Origin of the sequence: Arthrobacter pascens, from assembly GCF_017052465.1 — a bacterium.
GTDB classification, from domain to species: Bacteria; Actinomycetota; Actinomycetes; order Actinomycetales; family Micrococcaceae; genus Arthrobacter; species Arthrobacter pascens.
Genome location: NZ_JAFHKT010000148.1, coordinates 278919 through 298800 on the forward strand (window position 1 = coordinate 278919; position 19882 = coordinate 298800).

A 19882-nucleotide genomic window follows, 5' to 3' on the forward strand; every position below is an offset into this window, starting at 1 on the left:
GTCTGTCTGGACCCTGAAAGGATCAATGATGATTGACAAGGTTGTTGCCAGCGCCGACGATGCGGTCGCCGATATTTCCGACGGCGCCTCGCTGGCTGTCGGGGGTTTTGGTCTTTGCGGGATCCCGGTGGCGCTGATCGACGCGCTCCACCGCCGCGGAACCAGGGAACTGGAAACGGTGAGCAACAACTGCGGCGTGGACGACTGGGGCCTCGGAATCCTGCTCCGCGACGGGCGCATCCGACGGACTGTCAGTTCCTATGTCGGGGAAAACAAAGAGTTCGCCCGCCAGTACCTTGCCGGTGAACTCGAGGTGGTGCTCACTCCGCAGGGAACGCTCGCCGAAAAGCTGCGTGCCGGCGGCGCAGGCATCCCCGCCTTCTACACGAAAGCGGGCGTCGGCACCCAGGTTTCCGACGGCGGCCTGCCGCAGAAGTACGACGCCGACGGCGGCATTGCGGTCGCCTCCGCTCCCAAGGAGGTGCGCAGCTTCAACGGGGTGGACTACGTCCTTGAGGAATCCCTCGCTCCCGACTTCGGCTTGGTTCACGCCTGGAAGGGTGACCGCCACGGAAACCTGGTCTTCCACGCCACTGCCATGAACTTCAACCCGCTCTGCGCCATGGCCGGACGGATCACCATCGCCGAGGTGGAAGAGCTGGTGGAACCGGGGGAGCTGGACCCCGAGCACGTCCACCTTCCCGGAATCTTCGTGCAACGTGTCGTGGTGGCGCCGCAGGGCGAGAAACGCATCGAAAAAAGGACGGTGGCACTGTCTGCACCATCCACCCCGTCACCATCCAACTCTGCACCATCCACGACGGGTATCACCGATCAGGCAGGAGCGTAGCCATGGAGTCGATCAGTTCGCCGGGGGCACCTCCCCGCCCCGAAGGCGTCCGTCCCGAATACCGGCGTGCGGCGACGTCCCATCCCGAAGGCAAGGGCTGGACCCGCAATGAGCTCGCGGCCAGGGTGGCGCACGAGCTCAGCAACGGGCAGTACGTCAACCTGGGCATCGGCATGCCCACCCTGATTCCCAACTACATCCCTGCCGGCGTGGAAGTCGTCTTGCACTCGGAAAACGGCATCCTGGGCGTCGGGCCCTACCCCGGCGAGGACGAGGTCGATCCTGACCTCATCAACGCGGGCAAGGAAACCGTCACCGTCAACAAGGGGGCGGCCTTCTTCGACTCCTCCCTGTCCTTCGGCATGATCCGCGGCGGCCACGTCGATGTTGCCGTGCTCGGCGCCATGGAGGTGGCCGCCAACGGGGACCTGGCCAACTGGATGATCCCGGGCAAGATGGTCAAGGGCATGGGCGGCGCCATGGACCTGGTCTTCGGAGCCAAGAAGGTCATCGTGATGATGGAACACGTGGACCGGAACGGCAGGCCCAAGATTGTGGAGCAGTGCACGCTGCCTCTTACGGGGAAGGCCTGCGTGGACCGCATCATCACCGACCTCGCGGTGATTGATGTGGTCGCCGACGGCGGTGTGTCCCGGCTGGTGTTGCGCGAACTGGCACCGAACGTATCCGTCGAGGATGTGGCCGCGGCCACCGGTGCCGAGCTCTTCGAGGAAGACCAGGAACTGACCGTATGACGGGGAATCCTGAACAAGGCGCTGACGGGGTTTCGGCCGGCTCAACCACTGGCAGCCAGCGCGTGATAGAGCAGCGGGGCCTGTACTTCGAGGAACTCGAGGAGGGCGTCGTGTACGCCCACCGCCCCGGCCGGACGGTCACGGAAACCGACAACGTCCTGTTCACCACGATGACCATGAACACACAGGGCCTGCACCTGGACGCAGCGTGGAGCGCCGGGCAGCCGTTCGGGCAGCGGCTGGTGAACTCGATGTTCACCCTGGCAACCGTCGTCGGGCAGTCCGTCCCGCAGCTGACCCAGGGCACCATCATCGCGCAGCTGGGACTGACCGATGTGTCCTTCCCCGGCCCGCTGTACCACGGGGACACGCTGTACACCGAGACTGTCGTCACCGGAAAGAGGCTCTCGGGTTCCCGCCCCGGCCAGGGGATCGTCACCATGCGGCATACCGGACGCAACCAGGACGGCGCGGTGGTTGCCCTGGCGACCCGCAGCTGCCTGATGTGGATGCGGGAGGCACATCTGGAGGCACAGCGGAACGGGGAAGCGCAGACGGAAAAATAATCGGACAATGACAGTATGACTTTCGTGATGGGTCCCGCCCTGCTCTTCTGCCCCGCCGACCGCCCCGAACGCTTTCAAAAGGCAGCAGAGCGTTCGGACGCCGTCATCATTGACCTGGAGGACGCCGTGGCGGCCCCGGACAAGCAGCGGGCCAGGGGCGCTATTCTCGCGCAGCTCGGCAGCACGGGTGAGGGGCCGGAGCTCGATCCCAGCCGGACCATCATCCGGATCAACCCTGCCGGCACCGAGGACTTTGAAAAGGACCTGCATTGCCTGACGCATACGCCGTACCGCACGGTGATGCTGGCCAAGACGGAAAACGCCGGGCAGCTGCGGGCGCTGGAGGGATTCCATGTGATTGCCCTCTGTGAAACGGCAGCCGGGATCTTGAACGCTCCGGCCATCGCCGCTGCCCCCAATGTCGTGGCGCTGATGTGGGGGGCCGAGGACCTCCTCGCGTCCCTCGGCGGCACCTCCAGCCGGAAGGACGACGGCGGCTACCGCGCCGTTGCGCTGCACGCCCGGTCGTCCGTGCTGCTGGCAGCAGGAGCCTTCGGCAAGGAAGCCGTCGACGCCGTCTACGTCAACATCCCCGATCTTGAGGGGCTCGGTGCCGAGGCCCGCGACGCCGTGGCGTCCGGATTCAGCTCGAAGGCGTGCATCCACCCCAGCCAGGTGGCCGTGGTGCGCGGCGCCTACGCCCCGACCGAGGCGGACGTGGCAGCTGCCCGGCAGCTTCTGGACGCGGCGCACGCCTCGGGCAGCGGCGTGTTCCAGTACGACGGCAAGATGATCGACGGGCCCATCCTCAAGCACGCGGAGTCCACCATCAGGCGGGCAGGCGCCAGCACCTAGCTTGAATGACTGCCGCAGGAACTATTGCCGCCGCCCCGGCGCGTGCCGCAGCGAGAGCGGCGGGATGGCCTCGTACAGCGGGGTGCGGATCCAGCGCTGGCCGGTCTCGCGGTATTCTGCCCGGCTGGAGAAACGGTAGAGGTAGGTGCGCGCGCGAACCCAGCGGGGGCGCTCGCCGTCGAACGGGTCCTGGCGCAACAGGCGCAGCACCGCCCGGTCGGCTTCCAGGAGCTTTGCCAGGAACGCGTAGAACCACTCGTCATGGACAGTCCGGAGCGGCAGGAACCACATAAGCCAGTCGAGCCGCAGATGGTAGGGGGCGAATTGCCGCGGCAGCCGTCGGACGTCCCCCGGTTTGCCCTTGAACCCGTACTCCCTCCAGTCCGCCGCATCGTCCGGATCCTGATCCAGTGTTCCCTCCACGGCAACCTCGATCCGCTGCTTCGTGACCGTGCCGAACGCGCCGTAGGTGTTCACGAGCTGCCAGCGGTTGAAGCTGGCGTTCATCAGCTGGTGGTGTGAAAACAGGTTGCGGATGGGCCAGTAGCTGAGCGCCGCCAGCAGCGCCGTCGCAGCCAGCGTGATGACCAGCCACCACAGCGGCGTCTGCAAGCCTGCACCGCCCGCCGTGTGCCAGTCCAGCGGCAGGACCGGCAGCACGGCATGCGCCACGGGATCGCTGACCGCGGCGAAGGCCAGCACGATGGCGATCCAGTTCAGCCACGCGAAGTTGCCGCTGGCCACCAGCCAGAGCTGGGTGAAGATGATGATCCCGGCAGCGATGCTGGCTATGGGCTGCGGGGCGAAAAGGAAGAACGGCACCACGAGCTGGGCGAAGTGGTTGCCCAGCACCTCGATCCGGTGGAACGGCTTGGGCAGCAGGTGCGCCTGGCGGCTGAGCGGGCCAGGCATGGGCTGCGTCTCGTGGTGGTAGTACAGCGCCGTGAGGTCCCGCCACTCCCGGCCGCCGCGGATCTTGATCATGCCCGCGCCGAATTCCAGGCGGAACACCAGCCAGGCCACGAGGATCAGGATGGTCCGGGGCGGATCGGTCTGGTCCGAGCCAAGAAACGCCACGGTAAAGCCGGCTTCGAGGAGCAGCATTTCCCAGCCGAAACCGTAGAACGTCTGCCCCACGTTCACGATCGACATGTACAGCAGCCACAGTGCCAGGAAGGCTATGAGGGGCAGCCACGGGGGACCGAGCTGCGGAAGGCCGGCAACCAGGACCGCGGAGATGGCCAGCCCCGTCCCGCAGACCGCCCGCAGCAGCCGGTCTGAATAGCGCCAGCGGAACAGCGTGGGCCGCCTGAGCCTGCTGAACGCCTCCAGGTAGTCCGGAACGGGCAGGAGGCCGCGCTCGCCGAGCAGGGCCGGAAACTGGTTCAGGGAGGAAAGGAACGCGACGAAGTACAGCGCCGCGACGCCACGCTGCAGCACTTGCCGGGCGAATTCGTAGTCCGGCGCGTTAAACCAGTCAAGCCACGCGACCCAGTCCACGCTTCCACGTTACTCACGGCAACCAACGCGTCAAGGTGCAGCACGGCTTAGTTTGTGACGCTTGACACGTGTTAGGTCGTTGATCTACAGTTCCTAACACGTGTTAGGAAGGAAATTGACATGACCGGAGCCACAAACGGGCACCTGCGGGAATTCACCCGCCGTACCGCCCTTGGTGCCCTCGGCGCGGGAATTATCGGAGCAACCGTGGCGTCGTGGCCGCGTCTCTCCGGGACGGACATTCCGGGCCGCGGGGACAACAGCCTCAGCATCGCCATCATGGGCACCGCCGCGGACGCCGCCGCCCGCCAGCGCGCCATCGACGCTTTCACCCGACTCCACCCCGGGATCAAGGTCAAGGTCCAGGCCATCCAGGCCGTGGACTGGAAGGACTTCTTCACCAAGATCCTCACCATGGTGGCCGCAGGCACCCCGCCGGATGTGGTCTACGTGGCCACCGAAGGCGCGCAGCTGTTCGCGGAAAAGCTTGCCCATCCACTGGACGAGTACGTGCGCCGCGACGCCGCGGACATGGCCGAGTTCTTCGCCGACGTCCACCCCAGCCTGGTGGAGGCCTTCATGTACAAGGGCAGCCTGTACCAGCTCCCCATGGACTGGAATGCGGCCAACATGTACTACAACACCACCGCGTTCGCGCAGGCAGGGCTGGAGCGCCCGGCGGACGACTGGACCCATGTGGACTTCCGCAACAGCCTCGCTGCCATGCGCAAGGCACGCACCTCGGACTTCACCCCGTACTACTGGACCAACCGGCTCTTCGGCGGTGTGGTGCCGTGGCTCTACGCCAACGACACCAGCTTCCTGAAGGAGACCAGGTCCACCGGCGGGGAGTGGCTCTGGGACGGCTTCTACGCCAACGATCCTTCCCGCAGCCTGCGTTCCGGCGGGTACCAGTGGCTGGAGCCCAACGCCAATGACGACCGCGTGTTCGAGTCCTTCGACTACCTCCGCGGACTGGTCAAGGACGGGCTCGGTGTCCGTCCGGAGGAAGGCGGCGGCAGCTCCCTCGTCGGGCTGTTCGCGTCCAACCGCATCGGCACCACGCCCGCAGGAGGCTACTGGGTTGAGGGCCTGCACGAAGCCGGGATGGGGGAGAGGGACTTCGACGTCCAGTTCTTCCCGCGCTGGAAGACCCAGCGCCACCAGTTCGGCACGGCCGGCTACGCAATCATGAAGACTGCCAAGGACAAGGACGCCGCCTGGGAGTGGATCAAGTTCAGCTCCAGCCGCGAGGCGATGGAACTGATCTTCCCGAACCCGATCACCACGCCGGCGCGACGCTCCATGGTCAACGAACAGCTCTACGCAGGCAAGGGACCGGCCCACTGGAAGGTCTTCTACGACACCCTGGACCGGTTCCCCACCACCGGTCCCATCCCGGCGCCGCCGCAGCAGGCCGCCGTCGAAACGGCACTGATGAAGAACGTGTCGCTGGCTGTCAGCGGCGACGAGCGCCAGCTCAAGCAGGCCCTCGCCTCCATGCAGCGCGACCTTGAACTGGCCCTGAGGAGGCAGTCATGAGCGCCACCACCCCGCCGCGGGAGCGCCCGAGGCAGGCGGCCGGGCCAGCCACGGAGGCCCAACACCAACCCACCGCCAAGTCACGGCACAGCCAGCGCTGGCTGGCTTGGATCTTCCTGGCCCCCACCATCCTCGGCATGGGCCTGTTCACCCTGATCCCGATCGTGGCCTCCGTGGTCCTGGCCTTCTTCCGGTGGGACATCATTTCGGCGCCGACCTTCGTGGGCTTCGACAACTTCTCCGAAGTGGTCCAGGACCCCACCGTCCGGGTGTCGTTCCTGAACACCATCGCGTTCGTAGTGGTGGCCGTGGCCCTCCAGCTGGGGCTCGCCCTCGCACTGGCCATCATGGTGCAGGAGAAGATGCCGGCCTGGCTGCGCGTATTTTTCCGCTCGGCCTTCTTCTTCCCGCTGATCCTGTCCGCGGCCTCGGTGTCCATCTTCATGCGGTATCTCTTCAACGAACAGTTCGGCGTGGTCAACTGGTTCCTGTCCCTCGTGGGCATCCCCGCGGTGCCGTGGCTGACCACGCCGGGCGGGTCCGCCGCCGTCGTGATCCTGGTGTACGTGTGGCAGAACTTCGGGTTCTCCTTCCTGCTGTTCATCGGAGGCCTCGCCTCCATCTCCGTGGAAACCTACGAAGCGGCATCGATCGACGGCGCCACCGGCTGGCGCAAGCACCTGCATGTGACGCTGCCCCTGCTGAGCCCCACCACCCTGGTGGCCTCGGTGATGGCCATCATCAGCGCCCTGCAGGTGTTCGACCAGCCCTACGTGCTGACCCGCGGCGGCCCCGGCGACTCCACCCGCACCGCCGTCATGGTGATCTTTGAATCGGCGTTCCAACGCCTCGAGTTCGGTCAGGCGTCCGCCGTCGGCGTGCTTCTCACCCTGATCATCATGGCCATCACGGCCGCGCAGTTCCGGCTCAGCAAACGATTCGTCTTCTACCAGTAAGGCCAGCCATGACCACCACAACAGACCACGGCCTGGCTGGGCATTCCCCCCGGCTTTCGGAAGGCCTCCCGGAAACGTCGCCCAACCGGCGCCGGTTCAGCTGGGCGTTCGCCATCCGCATTATGCTGCTTCTGCTCGCGGCCGCCCTGACGCTGGGCCCGGTGATGTGGACCCTGTCCACGTCGCTGCGGTCGCCGTCGGAGTCCTTCAAGCTACCGCCGTCGTTCATCCCTTGGAATCCGGACTTCACGTCCTACGGTGAAGTATTCCAGCAGCTGAATATCTTCTTGCTCGTCCTCAACAGTGCCCTCGTGACCGGGCTCATCGCGGTGGGCCAGATGATCTCCGCGGCGCTGGCGGGCTATGCGTTCGCGCACCTGAAGTTCCGCGGACGCGGCGCACTCTTCTCCATCGTGCTGGCCACCATGATGGTGCCGGTGCAGGTCACGATCGTGCCCGTCTTTATGCTGATCCGCGGCATGGGCCTCTCGGACACGCTGCTTGCGCTGATCCTGCCGGCCATTCCGACGGCGTTCGGCACCTTCCTGATGCGCCAGTACTTTATGGGGCTCCCTGCCGAACTGGCCGAGGCCGCGGCAATCGACGGCGCCTCGCCCTGGCGGACGTTCCGCTCTGTGTACGCACCGCTGGCGATACCCGGGATGGCGATCGTGGGAATCCTCGCGTTCAACTTCCACTGGAACGAGTTCTTCCGCCCGCTCATCCTGACCATCTCCGAGCAGAACTTCACGCTCCCGCTGGGCCTTGTTTCGCTCCAGGGAAACCTGGGAACCGGAAGCATCTCCGTGGTGCTCGCAGGCGTGGTCCTGTCCATGATTCCGGCGCTGGTGGTCTTCATGTTCGGCCAGCGCGCACTGCAGGACGGCCTCACGGCCGGCACCGGAAAATAACCTACTCACCGAAAGACCTCACCATGCCCTCCCAGGACCTTGCGCCCGTCCACTTCGACGATGTCGCCGCCGCCCATGCCGACCCAGCCTTCCCGCGGTTCCACCCGCGTCCCGCGCAGGGGTGGATCAACGACCCCAACGGCGTCAGCCACATCAACGGCCGGTACCACGTGTTTTTCCAGTACAACCCGGACTCCGCCCGGCACCACCGCATCGCCTGGGGCCACCTGAGCTCCGCCGACCTGGTGCGCTGGGAGGAACACCCGGTGGCGCTGCGCCCGCAGGACGGCGGGCCGGATGAGTACGGCTGCTGGACCGGGGTAGTCACGGACGACGGCGGTGTTCCCACCGCGGCGTACTCGGGCGTCCGCGGCGACGGGGGCCACTCACAGGTGGTCATCGCCCGCGGCTCCCAGGACCTGGTCCATTGGGAGCAGACCGGCCACGTGGCGGCCACCATGCCCACCGACGGGCAGGTCACGGCCGTGCGCGATCCGTTCATCTTCCGTTTCAACGGCAAACGGTACGCCATGCAGGGTGCCGGCCTCGCCAACGGGCACGCCGCACTGCTGCTGTACACGGTGGAGGACATGTCCGACTGGAAGTACCAGGGCATCTGGCTGACGTCGGAGAACCCCGTGGCCGCCGAATTCACGCCGGCTGAGATCTGGGAATGCCCGCAGCTGGTGCAGGTGCCGGATTCCTCCGGGGACTCTGCCGCAGGAGACTCCGTCGTAGGGGACACAGTCCACTCCGGAACGTGGCTGATGATGTTCTCGCTCTGGCTCTCGGGGGATGCGCACGAACACGCGAACGGCGTGGGCCACCTGGTCGGTTCGCTGACCGAGGACCCGGAGACCGGGTTGCCCGTCTTCACGCCCCGCGGCGGCGGGAAGTCCGACCTCGGGCGCGACTTCTACGCGCCTCAGATCGTGGCGCTGGAGGACCGGGCCCTGCTGTGGGGCTGGGCCAACGAGGGCCCGGGCCGCGACGGACGGCGGGGCCGCAGCCAGGACGAAATTGACGCCGCCGGCTGGGCCGGTGTGCTGACCTTCCCGCGCGAGCTCTCGGTGGTCGGCGGCGCCCTTGCCGTGAGCCCTGCCCCCGAAACCGCCGCCTACCGCGGGGCGCAGACGGCCAGCCAGACAGGCGGGGCCGTCGTGCTCCCGCCGTTTGCCGAAGCCCTGGTGACTGCTGCGGCGGCTGGGGCCGCTGACGCAGCGGGTACTGGCGGAGATACCGCCGTCGAACTCCTGCTCGTGGGTGAGGGTAGCCGCCAGACAGTCTTCAGCGGAACCATCGCACCGGGGGAGGAGCTGCGGGTCTTTGTGGATGCCTCACTGGTGGAGGTCTACCGGGCTGGTTCCGTAGCCACGACGCTGCGCGCGTACCCGGCCGCGGGGGAGCAGTGGCAGCTGCACCTTCCGTCCCGCGCCACGGCGGAGGTCTGGGAGCTGGAACAGCCCTCAGCCCAGGGCTGATGCCCGGGGTCTCGGTGCCCTAGGTCCCGGTCCCGGCCCGGCGTTAGCGCCCGGCCGGGACGGGACCGGTGGAATCCCGGACCACCAGCCGGCAGGGCACCAGGGCTTCAGCGCCGGTGCCGCCGCCGCCGTCGTTCTTCTCGTTTTTTCCGTTCGGCGCCGCCTCCACCTCGGCGAGCAGCGCCGTCATGGCCGCCGCGCCCATCTCCCGGAGCGGAAGGGCCATGGTGCTGAGCGCCGGGACCATGGCCTTGGCGACGCGGAATTCGTCGTCGTAACCCATGACGGACACATCCTGCGGAACGTTCAGCCCCAGCCGGTAGCAGGCGAGCACGACGCCGATGGCAAGACGGTCGTTGGCGCAGAGGATCGCCGTGGGGCGGGTGGACGCTTCGACGCCGTCGAGGAGCTTCATGGCGCCGTGGAAACCGGCGTCGATGTCCCAGCCCACCTGGAGCACCCGGTCCTCGTTCACCGGCAGGCCCGCGCCCTTGAATGCGTCGCGGTAGCCCGCGATCCGCCGGGGAGCCGCGGGGGTCAGGGAGTCGCCCGCGAGGAAGGCAATGTCCCGGTGGCCGAGGGCCATCACGTGCTCGGCGGCTTCCCGTCCGCCCCTGACCTCGTCCGGAATGACCGACGGAAGGCCGGCATCGGGGCGGTCATCGAAGCAGTTGGCCAGGATCGAGGGGACCCGGGCCATGTTCGGCGGCACGTGCAGGGGACGCAGGCCCACGGTCACGTACATCAGCCCGTCCACTTGACGGTCCAGCAGGGTTTCCACGGCTCCCTCATCCCGGGACGTGTCCAGCTCCGTGTCCATCACCACGGTGACAAAGCCGTGCGACCGGGCCACGGCGTCCGCGCCGGCGATAATGTTGCCGTCGAACGGGCTGGTGACCACCTGGTCCGACACGATCCCGATGATCCGCGACTGACGGTTGCGCAGGCTCAAGGCAATCTGGTTGGGCGAGTAATTGAGCGCGGCGGCCGCTTCGCGGATGCGCTGCTGGCTCTCGAGGGCAACGTTGCCGTCACCCCGGCCGTTAAGCACGAGTGACACGGCGCTGCGCGAGACGCCCGCCAGCTTCGCGACGTCCAGTGCTGTGGCCTTGCGGTTCATGGGCTGCTCCTCGGGTGGGAACTCTGTGTTTGGCTGTAGTCTACCTAACGCGTGTGAGCCCGGCGTCGGCGTGCTGCCGCCACGGTGAAGGTGACCCCGGCCGGATCCTGCCGAGGTCAACGGTGCGGGATACTTAAACCATGCAGACTTCGGGCGACAGCCGTTCAGCCAGCCGTTCAGCAGCGGGCCAGCCGCGCAGAATCGTCCTCCTCGGATCCACCGGTTCCATCGGAACCCAGGCGATTGACGTCGTCGACGGCGCGCCGCACCTTTTCGAGGTGGTGGCGCTCAGCGCCGGAGGCGGCAACCTGGAACTCCTGGCACGGCAGGCGGTCCACACGAGGGCGCTGGCAGTGGGGATCGCGTCCGGTGACCCTGGCCGCCTCCAGCAGCTGATCGACGACGCCGCCCGGGTAGCGGGTCTCACGTCCTACCGGCCGGAAATCATCGCCGGCCCGGACGCCTCCACCAGGATCGCAGCCGTGGACGCCGACGTCGTGCTCAACGGCATTACCGGTTCCATCGGGCTGGCGCCGACGCTTGCCGCGCTCGGGACCGGCGCCACACTCGCGCTTGCCAACAAGGAATCCCTGATTGTGGGCGGCTCGCTCGTCAAGGCCGCCGCCGCGGACGGCCAGATCGTGCCCGTGGACTCCGAGCATTCCGCCATCGCCCAATGCCTGCGCTCAGGCTCCGCCGCCGAAGTGGACCGGCTCATCCTCACGGCGTCCGGCGGCCCGTTCCGCGGCCGTACCCGCGACCAGCTCGCGGACGTCACCCCGGAGGAAGCCCTGGCCCACCCCACCTGGGACATGGGCCTGATGGTCACCACCAACTCCGCCAGCCTGGTGAACAAGGGGCTGGAAGTGATCGAGGCGCACCTGCTGTTCGACATCCCGCTGGACCGCATCGACGTGGTGGTCCACCCGCAGTCCGTGGTCCATTCCATGGTGCAGTTCGTGGACGGCTCCATCATCGCCCAGGCCTCGCCGCCGGACATGCGCCTGCCCATCGCCCTTGGCCTGGGCTGGCCGGACCGGGTTCCGGGCGCGGCCACGGCCTGCGACTGGACCCAGGCCACCAGCTGGACGTTCGAGCCACTCGACGCGGAAGCGTTTCCCGCCGTCGGGCTGGCGAAGGCGGCCGCGAAGCAGGGGAGCACCTACCCTGCCGTCTTCAACGCGGCCAATGAAGAGGCGGTGATGGCCTTCCACGATGGCCGCATCCGGTTCACAGACATTGTGGATACCATCGAAGCTGTCCTCAGCGAACATCCGGGTTCTTCCCGGCTGACGGTCGAGTCCGTGCTGGCTGCTGAAAAATGGGCACGAGCGCGCACCCATGAACGTTTAGCAGTGAGCAGTCTCTAGGAAGCAGCAGATCGAAGCATGAGTCCCGTTATCCTCTTCATCCTCGGTGTCGTCTTTGTTGCCATCGGCATCGCGGTTTCCATTGCCCTCCATGAGGTGGGGCACCTGCTTCCCGCCAAGCTGTTCAAGGTGCGCGTCACCAAGTACATGATCGGCTTCGGCCCCACCCTGTGGTCGAAAAAGAAGGGTGAGACCGAATACGGCTTTAAAGCCCTTCCGCTGGGCGGTTTCGTGTCCATGATCGGCATGTACCCGCCCAACAAGGACGACGGCACCGTACGGCCCTCCAGCACCGGGATGTTCCAGACCCTGGCCACCGAGGCCCGGTCCATGGCCCATGAAGAGGTGGGTCCCGGCGATGAAAACCGGGTGTTCTACCGGCTTCCGGTCTGGAAGAAGGTCGTTGTGATGCTGGGCGGGCCTGCGATGAACCTGCTGATCGGCGTGGTGCTCACCGCGGTGCTGCTGATGGGGTTCGGCATCGCCACCCCGACCACGACCATCGCCGACGTCTCCAAATGCCAGGTCAAGGCCGGAGAGACTGTCGACCCGGACTCGGCCGACTGCAGGCTGACGCCGGCTGCCTCCGCCGGCCTGAAGCCCAACGACGTCGTCACCTCCTTTGACGGCAAGGCCGTGACCAGCTGGGATGAACTCACCGGCTGGATCCGCGCGTCCGCTGGAAGGGAAGTCAGCATCACCGTGGAGCGGAGCGGCACCCGGGTTGCGACCACCGTTACACCGGTGCTGTCGGCGCGGCCGGTCATCGGGGCCGACGGCCGGCAGGCAAAGGATGACCAGGGCAAGCTCCTGTACCAGGACGTCGGCTTCCTCGGCGTCGGTGCGCAGACCGCCTTGGTTCCCCAGCCGGCGTCGTCCGTTCTTCCCATGGCGGGGGAGAACATCAGCCAGATTGCCGGCGTCATACTCAATCTCCCCGCGCGGGTGGCCGGGGTGGCAAAGGCCGCCTTCAGCGAAGAGCCGCGGGATCCGAACGGTCCCATCAGCGTGGTCGGCGTCGGCCGGGTGGCCGGCGAGGTTGCCGCGATGGAGCAGGTGCCGGTGCAGTCCAGAATTGGCGCCCTCGTAGGCCTGCTCGCCGGCCTGAATTTCGCGCTTGCGGTCTTCAACCTCGTGCCGCTGCTGCCGCTCGACGGCGGCCATGTGGCGGGGGCGCTGTACGAAGGGGCCCGGCGGCGCGTCGCCAAGCTCTTCGGCAAACCCGATCCAGGCGCCTTCGACATCGCCAAATTGCTCCCCGTGACGTACGTGGTGGCCGCGCTGCTGATGGGCATGGGTGCGCTGCTCATCTACGCGGACATCGTTAAGCCCGTCAATCTCTTCGGATAAGCCCCTTTCAACTGATCGCACGCAATCAGCCTTTTTCAGCTGATTTTTGTTAATCAGCCGTTAATGATTGATATTGACGGATAAGTTGTTTACGGTTGAGGCATGTACGTTCTGACCATCGACCAGCGCGGCAGCAGCGCCGACATAGACCGCGTGCCCGAGCTGCTTGACGGTCTGCGCCGGACATCCGGACCGTTTGAACGCTCGGTGGGCGATGAGGTCCAGGGCGTCCTGGCCGAACCGGCGGAGGTGGTGGACGTGGCCCTCCACGCGCTCCGCAGCGGCCTCTGGTATGTGGGCATCGGCATCGGACATGTCAATGAGCCGCTGCCCGCAAGCCCGCGGGAAGGATCGGGGGCCGCCTTCGTCGCGGCGCGGCAGGCGGTGGACCGGGCCAAGGCTGCCGCCAGCCATGTTCCGCTGGCCGTCGTGTCAGGCGGCGTCCGGCGCGGTGCAGCTGAAGCCGGAAGGGGGGAGCCCGGAGCCAGGGCGTGCGCCAACGCCGAAGCCGTCCTGCGGCTCGTGGGACGGCTGGTCCGTGAGCGCACCGAGGCGCAATGGCGCGTGGTGGACGCCCTGCGCGCCCGGAACGGGCATGATCCCGGCCGGCACGGACAGCAGAAGCAGGTGGCACAGGAACTGGGAATCAGCGAACAGTCGGTGAGCCGGGCCATCATCAGGTCCGGATGGCAGGAAGAATGGGCGGCGAGACCGGCAGCGGAAATGCTGCTGGCCACCGCGCATGGGCTGGTCCTGGAAGCATCCGGCCCGGAAGCACGCACCCGAGGAGAACGGTGAACGCACTCTGGATCGCATTGTCCCTGCTGACGGCAGGTTTCGTCGGCTGGCCGGTGACCGCCCTCGTGTTCAGGCTCGCACGCACGATCGATGACAAAGCCGACGCCGCCGCGGGTCCTGCCGGCAGCGCCGATGACCCCTCGGCCGATGTCACCGTGGACCGTGAAAGCCCCGCCGGCCCCGGAAGCGCGCCGGACCCCGGCAAGTCCGACCCCGGCAACTCCGTGAACGGCGATATCACGGTGCCGGGGACAGCGCCGGCCGAACAGCCCGCCACGAGGATCCTTCGGGGCGGGGCAATCATTGGCGTGCTGGAGCGGTTGGCCGTGTGCCTTGCCATCCTCACCGGACAGCCCGTGGCCATTGCCTATGTGGTGGCCATCAAGGGCCTGGGACGCTTTGCCGAGCTCAAGGAGACCCCGGTTGCCGCCGAACGGTTCATCATTGGCACGTTGTCCTCCATGCTGTGGGCTGCGGGCGTCGCTGCCTTCACGAAGGTGGTGCTCCTCGGCTAGGGCAGCCGCGGGATAGGGTATCTGTATGACTGTTTTTGCTGTTGAGTACGTGTACGACGCCGAATCCTCCGAAGCCCGCAGCGCCAGCCGCCCCTCGCACCGCGAATGGACCGCGGCACTGGCCGAGGAAGGGGTTCTCCTCGCCAGCGGACCTTACGGCGACGGCGCCGGAGCCCTGCTGATCTTCAAGGCTGCCGACGAGAACGCCCTGAATGACATCCTCAAGCAGGACCCGTTCGCCTCCGCCGGCGTCATCTCCGGCACCCGCACCACGGAATGGGCGCCCGTCACCGGCCTTCTCGCTGACCACGCCTAGCCCGCACCACTACATTTTTTCGATTACATAGGAGTCCACGTGACCTCGGTCAGCCTGGGAATGCCATCCGCACCGCCCCCCGTCCTTGCTCCGCGCCGCAAGACGCGGCAGATCAAAGTCGGCTCGGTGGGCGTCGGTTCCGATTCGCCCATCAGCGTGCAGTCGATGACCACCACTCCCACCACGGACATCAACGCCACCCTGCAGCAGATCGCTGAGCTGACGGCCTCCGGCTGCGACATCGTCCGCGTGGCCTGCCCGTCAGCGGATGACGCCGAGGCCCTTCCGATCATCGCCCGGAAGTCACAGATCCCGGTCATCGCCGACATCCACTTCCAGCCAAAGTACGTCTTCGCGGCCATCGAGGCCGGCTGCGCCGCAGTGCGCGTCAACCCCGGCAATATCCGTAAGTTCGATGACCAGGTCAAGGAGATTGCCAGGGCGGCCAAGGACCACGGCACATCCATCCGCATCGGCGTCAACGCCGGTTCGCTGGAACCAGGCATCCTGAAGAAATACGGAAAAGCCACACCGGAAGCACTCGTTGAATCGGCCGTCTGGGAGGCCTCCCTGTTCGAGGAACACGGCTTCCACGACTTCAAGATCTCCGTCAAGCACAACGACCCCGTGGTCATGGTGGCAGCGTACGAGATGCTCGCCGAAAAGGGGGACTGGCCCCTGCACCTGGGCGTGACCGAGGCGGGCCCCGCCTTCCAGGGCACCATCAAGTCCGCCACCGCCTTTGGCGCCCTGCTGTCGCGGGGAATCGGCGACACCATCCGCGTGTCCCTCTCCGCCCCGCCGGTCGAGGAGATCAAGGTGGGGAACCAGATCCTGCAGTCGCTGAACCTGCGTCCGCGCAAACTCGAAATTGTGTCCTGCCCGTCCTGCGGGCGCGCCCAGGTGGACGTCTACACCCTGGCCGAACAGGTCACCGCCGGACTGGAAGGCATGGAGATCCCGCTGCGCGTGGCCGTCATGGGCTGCGTGGTCAACGGGCCCGGCGAAGCGCGCGAAGCGGACCTTGGAGTCGCCTCCGGCAACGGCAAGGGCCAGATATTCGTGAAGGGCGAGGTCATCAAGACTGTCCCTGAGAGCCAGATTGTTGAGACACTGATCGAAGAGGCCATGCGTATCGCGGAAGAGATGGGGGAGACCGATGGCGAAGATGCTGTCAAGGGTAGCCCCGTGGTTAGCGTCTCATAGGGACGGAGCCGCTCCGGACGGCGTCACCGTCCGGACGCTCGGCGCCGCGGATACAGCCGGGCTGCACGAGCTGGCCGGCGCTGATCCCGTGGCGAATGTCTTCATCCTGTCGCATCTGGAATCAACGGGGACGGCTGCCCCGACCCCCGGCGGCGCCAACGTCCTGGGTGTCTTCGACGGCGATTCATTGGTTGGCGCCTGCTGGGCCGGCGCCAACCTCGTCCCGGTGCAGCTTGCCCCCGCGCTGACCGGGGCTGTGGCTGCTGCCGCCCACCGTTCAGGCCGCAGGTATGCGTCCATCTTCGGTCCCGCCCCCACCGTGCTGGCGCTGCACAGCGAGCTGGAAAATCTGGGGCACCTGGCCCACGAAGTGCGGGCGGACCAGCCCCTGATGACCATCGCCGGGCCGCCCGCCGTCGAGCCCAACTGGCAACTGGGCTTTGGACAGGACGCCGACTTCGACACCATCCTCCCCGCCTGCGCGGCCATGTTTGAGGAGGAGGTGGGCTATTCGCCCTACCTCGGCGGACGCGACTTCTACAGCAGGCGCGTTGCGGGGCTGATCCGCCAGGGCCACTCCCTGGTGCACCTCAATGACGGCGAAGTGGTGTTCAAGGCCGAGCTCGGCGCCGTGACTTCCGACGTCACCCAAGTGCAGGGCGTGTGGATGAACCCCAGTTACCGCGGACTGGGGCTCAGCGCAGGTTACATGGCGGCCGTGGTGCTGCTGGCCCAGAAAATGGCTCCGATCACCAGTCTCTATGTCAATGACTACAACTCGCGTGCCCGCGCAACGTACGAGCGCGTTGGCTTCCGCCAGGTGGGAACGTTCGCCACCGTTCTCTTCTGAGCGCAGTGCTGGCCGATTTGATAAGCGTGACTGCCATCACATAGGTTCTATGTAACCGTGCCTTAGCGGGCGCGGGATGGTCTCAGAGAATTAACGGCATGACCGGCCGTGGAGCCACGTCACCACAGGGGATGACCAACCGGAGACGGCCAGGGGCTTCTGCTGTGGGGCGTGGCTCTTCTGTTGCGGCCCCCCGTGGAGCAAGCCCCGCGGAAGCAGGGGGTGCTGCCTTGCCGGTAGATTAGTACCCAGACATTTCAGCACTTCCCCCAGAAACGGATACCTACCCGTGGTCCTTCGACTTTCCAAGCTGTTCCTGCGCACCCTGCGCGAAGATCCCGCCGACGCCGAGGTCGCGAGCCACCGGCTCCTGGTCCGTGCCGGCTACATCCGCAGGGCAGCGCCGGGCATCTATACGTGGCTGCCGCTGGGTTTGAGCGTCCTGCGCAAGGTGGAGCAGGTGATCCGCGAGGAGATGGCGGCCATCGGCGCCCAGGAAGTCCACTTCCCGGCACTGCTCCCCAAGGAGCCCTACGAGGCCACGAACCGCTGGACCGAGTACGGCGAGGGCATTTTCCGGCTCAAGGACCGGAAGGGCGGTGACTACCTGCTCGCCCCCACGCACGAGGAAATGTTTACGCTGCTGGTCAAGGACCTGTACTCCTCGTACAAGGACCTGCCGCTGAGCATCTACCAGATCCAGAACAAGTACCGCGACGAAGCGCGCCCGCGTGCGGGCCTGCTGCGCGGCCGCGAGTTCATCATGAAGGATTCGTACTCCTTCGACGTGGACGACGCCGGGCTGGACGCCAGCTACAACGCGCACCGCGCCGCCTACCTGAAGATCTTCGAACGGCTCGGCCTGGAAGTCATTCCGGTCGCCGCCACGGCAGGCGCCATGGGCGGCTCCAGGAGCGAAGAATTCCTGCACCCCACGGAGATCGGCGAGGACACGTTCGTGCGGTCCGCCGGAGGCTACGCTGCCAACGTCGAGGCCGTGACCACCGTTGTTCCGGCCGAGATCGACTTCACGGACGCCCCGGCAGCCGAAATAAAGGACACCCCGAACACCCCCACGATCGAGACCCTTGTCACGGCAGCCAACGAACTCGTTCCGCGGAGCGAGTCCGACGGCGGTGCGTGGACGGCCGCTGACACGCTGAAGAACGTTGTCCTCGCCGTCACCCTGCCGACCGGTGAGCGCCAGATCGTGGTCATCGGTGTGCCGGGTGACCGGGGCATTGACCTCAAGCGCGTCGAAGCCAACATCGGCGCCTACCTGCCCGTCGCCGGGGAGATCACCGTGGAAGCTGCAGGGGACGAGGACCTCGCCAAGAATCCTCTCATCGTCCGCGGATACCTCGGCCCGGGAATGTCGCTGGCTTCACCACTCCTCGGCCTGGAGGCCGCGTCCAAGCTCCTCTACCTCGTGGATCCCCGCGTCGTCAGCGGCACCTCATGGGTGACGGGCGCCAACATGGCCGGCAAGCACGTCTTCGGCCTCGTGGCAGGCCGCGACTTCGGCTGGGACGGCATCATTGAGTGCACCGAAGTGCGCGCCGGCGACGAAGCGCCGGACGGCTCCGGCCCGCTCGAAACGGCACGCGGCATCGAAATGGGCCACATCTTCCAGCTCGGCCGCAAGTACGCCGAGGCCCTGGAGCTCAAGGTCCTGGACCAGAACGGCAAGCAGGTCGTGGTCACCATGGGCTCCTACGGCGTGGGCGTGACCCGTGCGGTGGCTGCCCTGGCCGAATCCAACCACGACGCCAAGGGCCTGGTCTGGCCCCGCTCGGTGGCCCCCTCCGATGTCCACGTCGTGGCCGTCGGACGCGGTGAGGAGATCTTCGCCGCGGCGGAACAGCTCGCCCTCGAGCTCGAAGCCGCCGGCCTTGAGGTCATCTACGACGACCGCCCCAAGGTGTCCCCGGGCGTGAAGTTCGGCGACGCCGAACTCATCGGCGTGCCCACCATTCTGGCCGTCGGCAAGGGGCTGGTGGACGGCGTCGTCGAGATCAAGGACCGCCGCAGCGGCGAAGCGGAAAACGTGGCAGTGGACAAGGCCGTTGACTTCGTGGTCAACGCCGTCCGCAGCGCCTGAGAACCCGCAGTCCCCAGGGTGCTTTCGGGTTTCGAATCGATCCAGCCCGCCACCATCATCCTGATAGTGGTGGCGGGCTTCGCCGCAGGCTGGGTGGACGCCGTCGTGGGCGGCGGAGGCCTGCTGCAGCTTCCGGCGCTGCTGCTCGTACCGGGCATCACCCCGGTGCAGGCACTCGCCACGAACAAGATGGGCTCCATCTTCGGCACCACCACCAGCGCCGTCACCTACTACGGGCGGGTCCGGCCGGACCTGCGGACCGCGCTGCCCATGGCGGCCATAGCGCTGGCCGGCAGTTTTGGTGGCGCCTTGCTGGCGGCCCGGCTGCCGGCCGAGGTGTTCAAGCCCATCATCGTCGTGGCGCTGGTCGCCGTCGCGCTGTTTACGGCGCTCAAGCCTGACGCCGGTCACCTGACCGTTCTCCGGCACGACGGCGGGACCCACTATGTGGTGGCCTGCACCATCGGGGCCGTGATCGGCTTTTACGACGGCCTGATCGGTCCCGGCACGGGTTCCTTCCTGGTCATCGCCCTGGTGTCGGCGATGGGGTACGCATTCCTTGAGGCAAGCGCCAAGGCCAAAATCGTCAACATGGCCACCAACGCCGGCGCGCTGCTGTTCTTCCTGCCACACGGCTCCCTGCTGTGGGGAATCGGCCTGCTGCTGGGGCTGGCCAACATGGCCGGCGGCTACCTGGGGGCACGCACTGCGGTCCGGCAGGGGAGCCGCTTTGTGCGCCTCGTGTTCCTCGCCGTGGTCGGGGCCCTCATCGTCAAGCTCGGTTTCGACGTCTGGCAGGAAAACTTCGCCTGAACGGCCTCTTCGCAGGTGCCCGGGAGC

19 protein-coding genes are annotated in these 19882 nt (G+C 66.8%); 17 read left to right on the forward strand and 2 right to left on the reverse strand.

Going from position 1 to position 19882, the window contains the following annotated elements:
- Nucleotides 1–28: 28 nt before the first annotated feature.
- From JYA52_RS17395 to JYA52_RS17410, 4 genes are read left to right on the forward strand one after another with little or no spacing between them, the layout of a single operon-like run.
- Nucleotides 29–850 carry a CoA transferase subunit A gene (locus JYA52_RS17395; protein ID WP_205654545.1) on the forward strand — a complete coding sequence of 274 codons (822 nt, stop codon included), beginning with the start codon at nucleotides 29–31 and terminating at the stop codon, nucleotides 848–850.
- Nucleotides 851–852: 2 nt separating this feature from the next.
- Nucleotides 853–1605, forward strand: coding sequence for a CoA transferase subunit B (locus tag JYA52_RS17400; protein ID WP_205654490.1), 753 nt, complete (start codon nucleotides 853–855; stop codon nucleotides 1603–1605).
- Nucleotides 1602–2171, forward strand: a complete 570-nt coding sequence (locus JYA52_RS17405; RefSeq protein ID WP_205654491.1) for a MaoC family dehydratase — start codon at nucleotides 1602–1604, stop codon at nucleotides 2169–2171. The genes JYA52_RS17400 and JYA52_RS17405 overlap by 4 nt, the downstream gene beginning before the upstream one ends.
- A 15-nt stretch (nucleotides 2172–2186) precedes the next feature.
- On the forward strand, nucleotides 2187–3026 hold the full coding sequence (locus JYA52_RS17410) for an HpcH/HpaI aldolase/citrate lyase family protein (protein WP_205654492.1): 840 nt from the start codon (nucleotides 2187–2189) through the stop codon (nucleotides 3024–3026).
- Between the two features lie 21 nt (nucleotides 3027–3047).
- Here the strand turns inward: JYA52_RS17410 and JYA52_RS17415 are convergent, their stop codons facing one another.
- Nucleotides 3048–4526 carry a lipase maturation factor family protein gene (locus JYA52_RS17415; protein WP_205654493.1) on the reverse strand — a complete coding sequence of 493 codons (1479 nt, stop codon included), beginning with the start codon at nucleotides 4524–4526 and terminating at the stop codon, nucleotides 3048–3050.
- Between the two features lie 120 nt (nucleotides 4527–4646).
- On the opposite strand from JYA52_RS17415, the gene JYA52_RS17420 reads away from it, so the two are divergent.
- The 4 genes from JYA52_RS17420 to JYA52_RS17435 are packed head-to-tail and all read left to right on the forward strand — an operon-like array spanning nucleotide 4647 to nucleotide 9416.
- A complete protein-coding gene (locus tag JYA52_RS17420; protein ID WP_205654494.1) occupies nucleotides 4647–6068 on the forward strand; it encodes an extracellular solute-binding protein in 1422 nt (473 codons plus the stop codon).
- Nucleotides 6065–7024: a carbohydrate ABC transporter permease gene (locus JYA52_RS17425; RefSeq protein ID WP_205654495.1), complete on the forward strand. Its 960-nt coding sequence runs from the start codon at nucleotides 6065–6067 to the stop codon at nucleotides 7022–7024. The genes JYA52_RS17420 and JYA52_RS17425 overlap by 4 nt, the downstream gene beginning before the upstream one ends.
- A gap of 8 nt (nucleotides 7025–7032) precedes the next feature.
- The gene (locus JYA52_RS17430; RefSeq protein ID WP_372433909.1) at nucleotides 7033–7935 is read left to right on the forward strand and encodes a carbohydrate ABC transporter permease; all 903 of its coding nucleotides are present in this window, start codon (nucleotides 7033–7035) and stop codon (nucleotides 7933–7935) included.
- Nucleotides 7936–7958: 23 nt separating this feature from the next.
- The gene (locus tag JYA52_RS17435; RefSeq protein ID WP_205654496.1) at nucleotides 7959–9416 is read left to right on the forward strand and encodes a glycoside hydrolase family 32 protein; all 1458 of its coding nucleotides are present in this window, start codon (nucleotides 7959–7961) and stop codon (nucleotides 9414–9416) included.
- A gap of 43 nt (nucleotides 9417–9459) precedes the next feature.
- Here JYA52_RS17435 and JYA52_RS17440 read toward each other — a convergent pair whose 3' ends face one another.
- Entirely contained in the window at nucleotides 9460–10536 is a 1077-nt protein-coding gene (locus tag JYA52_RS17440) for a LacI family DNA-binding transcriptional regulator (protein ID WP_205654497.1), read from the reverse strand.
- Between the two features lie 140 nt (nucleotides 10537–10676).
- On the opposite strand from JYA52_RS17440, the gene dxr reads away from it, so the two are divergent.
- The 9 genes from dxr to JYA52_RS17485 all read left to right on the forward strand — a co-directional run bounded on the left by dxr (nucleotide 10677) and on the right by JYA52_RS17485 (nucleotide 19855).
- Complete coding sequence (gene dxr / locus JYA52_RS17445; RefSeq protein WP_205654498.1) at nucleotides 10677–11906, forward strand: 1-deoxy-D-xylulose-5-phosphate reductoisomerase; 1230 nt, start codon at nucleotides 10677–10679, stop codon at nucleotides 11904–11906.
- Between the two features lie 18 nt (nucleotides 11907–11924).
- Complete coding sequence (locus JYA52_RS17450; protein ID WP_205654499.1) at nucleotides 11925–13256, forward strand: M50 family metallopeptidase; 1332 nt, start codon at nucleotides 11925–11927, stop codon at nucleotides 13254–13256.
- A gap of 102 nt (nucleotides 13257–13358) precedes the next feature.
- Nucleotides 13359–14054 carry a MarR family transcriptional regulator gene (locus JYA52_RS17455; RefSeq protein WP_205654500.1) on the forward strand — a complete coding sequence of 232 codons (696 nt, stop codon included), beginning with the start codon at nucleotides 13359–13361 and terminating at the stop codon, nucleotides 14052–14054.
- A complete protein-coding gene (locus tag JYA52_RS17460; protein ID WP_205654501.1) occupies nucleotides 14051–14569 on the forward strand; it encodes a hypothetical protein in 519 nt (172 codons plus the stop codon). Before JYA52_RS17455 ends, JYA52_RS17460 begins: the two co-directional genes overlap by 4 nt.
- 25 nt (nucleotides 14570–14594) lie before the next feature.
- Nucleotides 14595–14885: a YciI family protein gene (locus tag JYA52_RS17465; RefSeq protein WP_205654502.1), complete on the forward strand. Its 291-nt coding sequence runs from the start codon at nucleotides 14595–14597 to the stop codon at nucleotides 14883–14885.
- Between the two features lie 39 nt (nucleotides 14886–14924).
- Entirely contained in the window at nucleotides 14925–16091 is a 1167-nt protein-coding gene (gene ispG / locus JYA52_RS17470; RefSeq protein WP_205654503.1) for a flavodoxin-dependent (E)-4-hydroxy-3-methylbut-2-enyl-diphosphate synthase, read from the forward strand.
- On the forward strand, nucleotides 16054–16941 hold the full coding sequence (locus JYA52_RS17475) for a GNAT family N-acetyltransferase (RefSeq protein ID WP_205654547.1): 888 nt from the start codon (nucleotides 16054–16056) through the stop codon (nucleotides 16939–16941). The genes ispG and JYA52_RS17475 overlap by 38 nt, the downstream gene beginning before the upstream one ends.
- Before the next feature lie 289 nt (nucleotides 16942–17230).
- Entirely contained in the window at nucleotides 17231–19042 is a 1812-nt protein-coding gene (locus JYA52_RS17480) for a proline--tRNA ligase (protein ID WP_205654504.1), read from the forward strand.
- Between the two features lie 18 nt (nucleotides 19043–19060).
- Complete coding sequence (locus JYA52_RS17485) at nucleotides 19061–19855, forward strand: sulfite exporter TauE/SafE family protein (RefSeq protein ID WP_205654505.1); 795 nt, start codon at nucleotides 19061–19063, stop codon at nucleotides 19853–19855.
- The last annotated feature ends 27 nt before the right edge of the window (nucleotides 19856–19882 follow it).